This window comes from Pseudaestuariivita atlantica (assembly GCF_001205715.1).
Taxonomy (GTDB): Bacteria; Pseudomonadota; Alphaproteobacteria; order Rhodobacterales; family Rhodobacteraceae; genus Pseudaestuariivita; species Pseudaestuariivita atlantica.
Map to the genome: position 1 here is coordinate 1 of NZ_AQQZ01000042.1, position 2,569 is coordinate 2,569.

General features: G+C 57.1%; 5 protein-coding genes. 4 read left to right on the plus strand and 1 reads right to left on the minus strand.

Annotation, left to right across the window (positions count from 1 at the left end; all coding sequences use genetic code 11):
* The first annotated feature begins 78 nt into the window (after positions 1-78).
* Entirely contained in the window at positions 79-618 is a 540-nt protein-coding gene (locus ATO11_RS20980) for a recombinase family protein (protein WP_050532865.1), read from the plus strand.
* A gap of 57 nt (positions 619-675) precedes the next feature.
* Here ATO11_RS20980 and ATO11_RS20985 read toward each other — a convergent pair whose 3' ends face one another.
* Entirely contained in the window at positions 676-1,344 is a 669-nt protein-coding gene (locus tag ATO11_RS20985) for an Abi family protein (RefSeq protein WP_165587011.1), read from the minus strand.
* Between the two features lie 90 nt (positions 1,345-1,434).
* Between ATO11_RS20985 and ATO11_RS20990 the strand changes: the two genes are divergently transcribed.
* From ATO11_RS20990 to ATO11_RS21000, 3 genes are all read left to right on the plus strand, one after another.
* Positions 1,435-1,821, plus strand: a complete 387-nt coding sequence (locus tag ATO11_RS20990; RefSeq protein WP_242601496.1) for a transposase — start codon at positions 1,435-1,437, stop codon at positions 1,819-1,821.
* Positions 1,818-2,171, plus strand: a complete 354-nt coding sequence (gene tnpB, locus ATO11_RS20995) for an IS66 family insertion sequence element accessory protein TnpB (RefSeq protein ID WP_050532864.1) — start codon at positions 1,818-1,820, stop codon at positions 2,169-2,171. Before ATO11_RS20990 ends, tnpB begins: the two co-directional genes overlap by 4 nt.
* A 55-nt stretch (positions 2,172-2,226) precedes the next feature.
* A partial coding sequence (locus tag ATO11_RS21000) for a transposase (protein WP_207383008.1) occupies positions 2,227-2,569 on the plus strand: 343 nt, incomplete at its 3' end.

Sequence of the window (2,569 nt, forward strand, 5' to 3'; positions counted from 1 at the left end):
CCCCGCCACGGCTGATCAAGGACTTAGTCGTGCCAAAAACCTATTCCAAATTATATGAGGTTTTGGTACGATTTTGGCATGATTATTGGCTATGCTCGTGTGTCCACCGCAGACCAAAACCTGGAGGCTCAGTTTGACGCCTTGAAAGAGGTAGGCGCGGGGCGCGTATTCTATGAAACGATCAGCGGCGCAACGGCTAAGCGACCAGAGCTGCAACGTATGCTCGATCAGCTCCGTGACGGTGACGTGGTAGTGGTGACGAAGTATGACCGCCTTGCCCGTTCCCTGCGCGATCTTCTCGATATTGTGGAAGCCATCAAGGAACGGGGCGCGGGGTTCCGATCTTTGGCCGAGGATATCGACACGACGACGCCAGCCGGAGAGCTGATCTTCCACGTCTTCGCGTCCATCGCTCATTTTGAGCGCCGCCGGATCGCAGAGCGCACACGCGAAGGTTTGGCCGCAGCTCGCAAGCGTGGTCGCATCGGTGGCCGTCCCCCTGCCCTATCACCCGATCAAAAAGCAGAAGCAATCCGCATGCGCGACGAAGAACGCCGCCCGTTGCGCGAGATCGCCAGCTTGTTCAATGTCAGCGTTCAGACGGTACGGCGGGCATAGACACTCGTCTAGAAAGCACTCCATCACTACGCTTTAAGACGTTCTTGATCTCGAGGCTCATTCGCCCAATCCCCAGAACGGTTTGTCACGCCAGTTTTCGGGGATACCCATGTTGGCAAGAGGAATGTCGGGATGCTCGTTTAGTAACTCGCTCAGGCGCTCCGCCCATGTGTTATCGGGAGCGACTTGATCCAAAAGGATCTGGACGACGACCATAACGCCGTAAATCTTCGAGTTTCCTTGAAACTTCTCTTTGTGCTTCTTGCCGATAGCGGGCTTGATCGTCAGGGTCTTGTTCCAGACCCGTTTATGGTGAGCGCATAGATTGCGGACGTAGGAAATCGCGTGCATCCAAGAACTAAGAGTGTCGTGGTTGACCCGCAGCGGATTACAAACCTCTGTTGTCTCCGACTTGTATAGCCCTTTAAAAATTCGGGAGATCGTGCCGAAGGAGATGGTTTCGAAAACCATCCAACAAGGCGGCATGTCGGGGTCATAGTAGTTGTCGTAGTAGTGGCGAATGTGAATATCGCGCTGCGCTTCTTTCTCTGGCGTGTTGGCGTTGTGGACGATCTGCCTCTTAAGCTCATTGATCAACGCCGCGTGGTCATAGTCTGCTTCAAACAGCGCGGCATCTTGATACCAGTGTGGGGTATGGCGCTGTGCAATTGAGTTCGACAATGCCGCCCGAAAAGACACTTCAATACGTTCAATGGCATCGAGCAACAGAAGGTAAGCGGTGTGCCGCCCCCACACTTTCGAGCTGACGCTTGAGCTGCGATTCAGAGGCTTCTTTGATTTGTGGGGAGGTTCTCGATGGGAGCTACAAGCGAGTTTCTGGCAAGGATGCCGCGGCGGGCTGACGGCAAGCGGATTTGGCCTTCTGAAGTGAAGGCGCAGGTTGTGGCGGAGACGTTGATCGAGGGCGAGACGGTCAAGGCGGTTGCCAATCGGTATGAGTTGATCGCCAGCACGGTGTCTGACTGGCGTCGGATGGCGCGGCAGGGCAAGCTGGTTCTGCCCAATTTGGACGGCATGAACTTTGTGCCTGTTGAGGTTGAGACGCCTGCGCCTGTCGCTCAGCCTTATGCCACCCCATGCTCCAGCACACTTGATGTGATCAAAGGCGATGTCACCGTTCGTCTTGATGCGGCAACGCCAGCCGCGCGGATCGCGGAGATCGCACGGGCTTTGACCACGTGATCACGCCGTCCCACAAGGTCCGGATTTTTGTGGCCAGTGATCCGGTCGACTTCCGCAAGGGTCATGATGGGCTGGCCGCCTTGGTGCAAAGCCAACTGCGTCAACAGCCCTTTGATGGGTCGGTCTATGTGTTCCGCGCTAAGCGGGCGGATCGGCTGAAGTTGATCTATTGGGACGGCAGCGGGCTGGTGATGGCCTATAAGCGGCTTGAGGATAACAGCTTCACATGGCCCGCGGTCAAGAACGGGGTGATGCGTCTGGAGCCGGCCCAGTTTGAGGCGTTGTTCGCAGGTTTGGATTGGCGGCGCGTGCGCCCTTTGGAGGTTGCGGCTCCGGCTGCGGCGGAGTGACTCATGGGGGCGTTTGCGCGGGTCATTCTGCCCTTGTTTTGTTAAAGAAACGGGCATGACTGTGCCTGACAAACTGCCCGATGATATCGCCGAACTGAAGGCGATTATCCGTGTGCAGCAGGATCAGAATGCGCGTCTCGAGGCCCTGGTTGCCTCCTTCAAGAAGGCGCTCTTCGGGAGCAAATCCGAGAAGATCGATCCAGGCCAATACGAGCTGGAGCTCGAAGACATCGAGACGGCCATCGCGCAGGTCGAAGCGGAGATTGATGCTGATCAGCGCACCGCGGCCGTGCGACCGCCAAAGCCGCGTCAGACCAACCGGGGGTCACTGCCCAAGCATCTGGAGCGGGTCGAGGTGATCATTGAGCCTGAAGCCTCCTGCGCCTGCCGGGTCGAAC

Coding starts and splice junctions, on each gene's coding strand:
- ATO11_RS20980 (WP_050532865.1), top strand. CDS start 79: ATGATTATTGGCTATGCTCGTGTGTCCACCGCAGACCAAAACCTGGAG.
- ATO11_RS20990 (WP_242601496.1), top strand. CDS start 1,435: ATGGGAGCTACAAGCGAGTTTCTGGCAAGGATGCCGCGGCGGGCTGAC.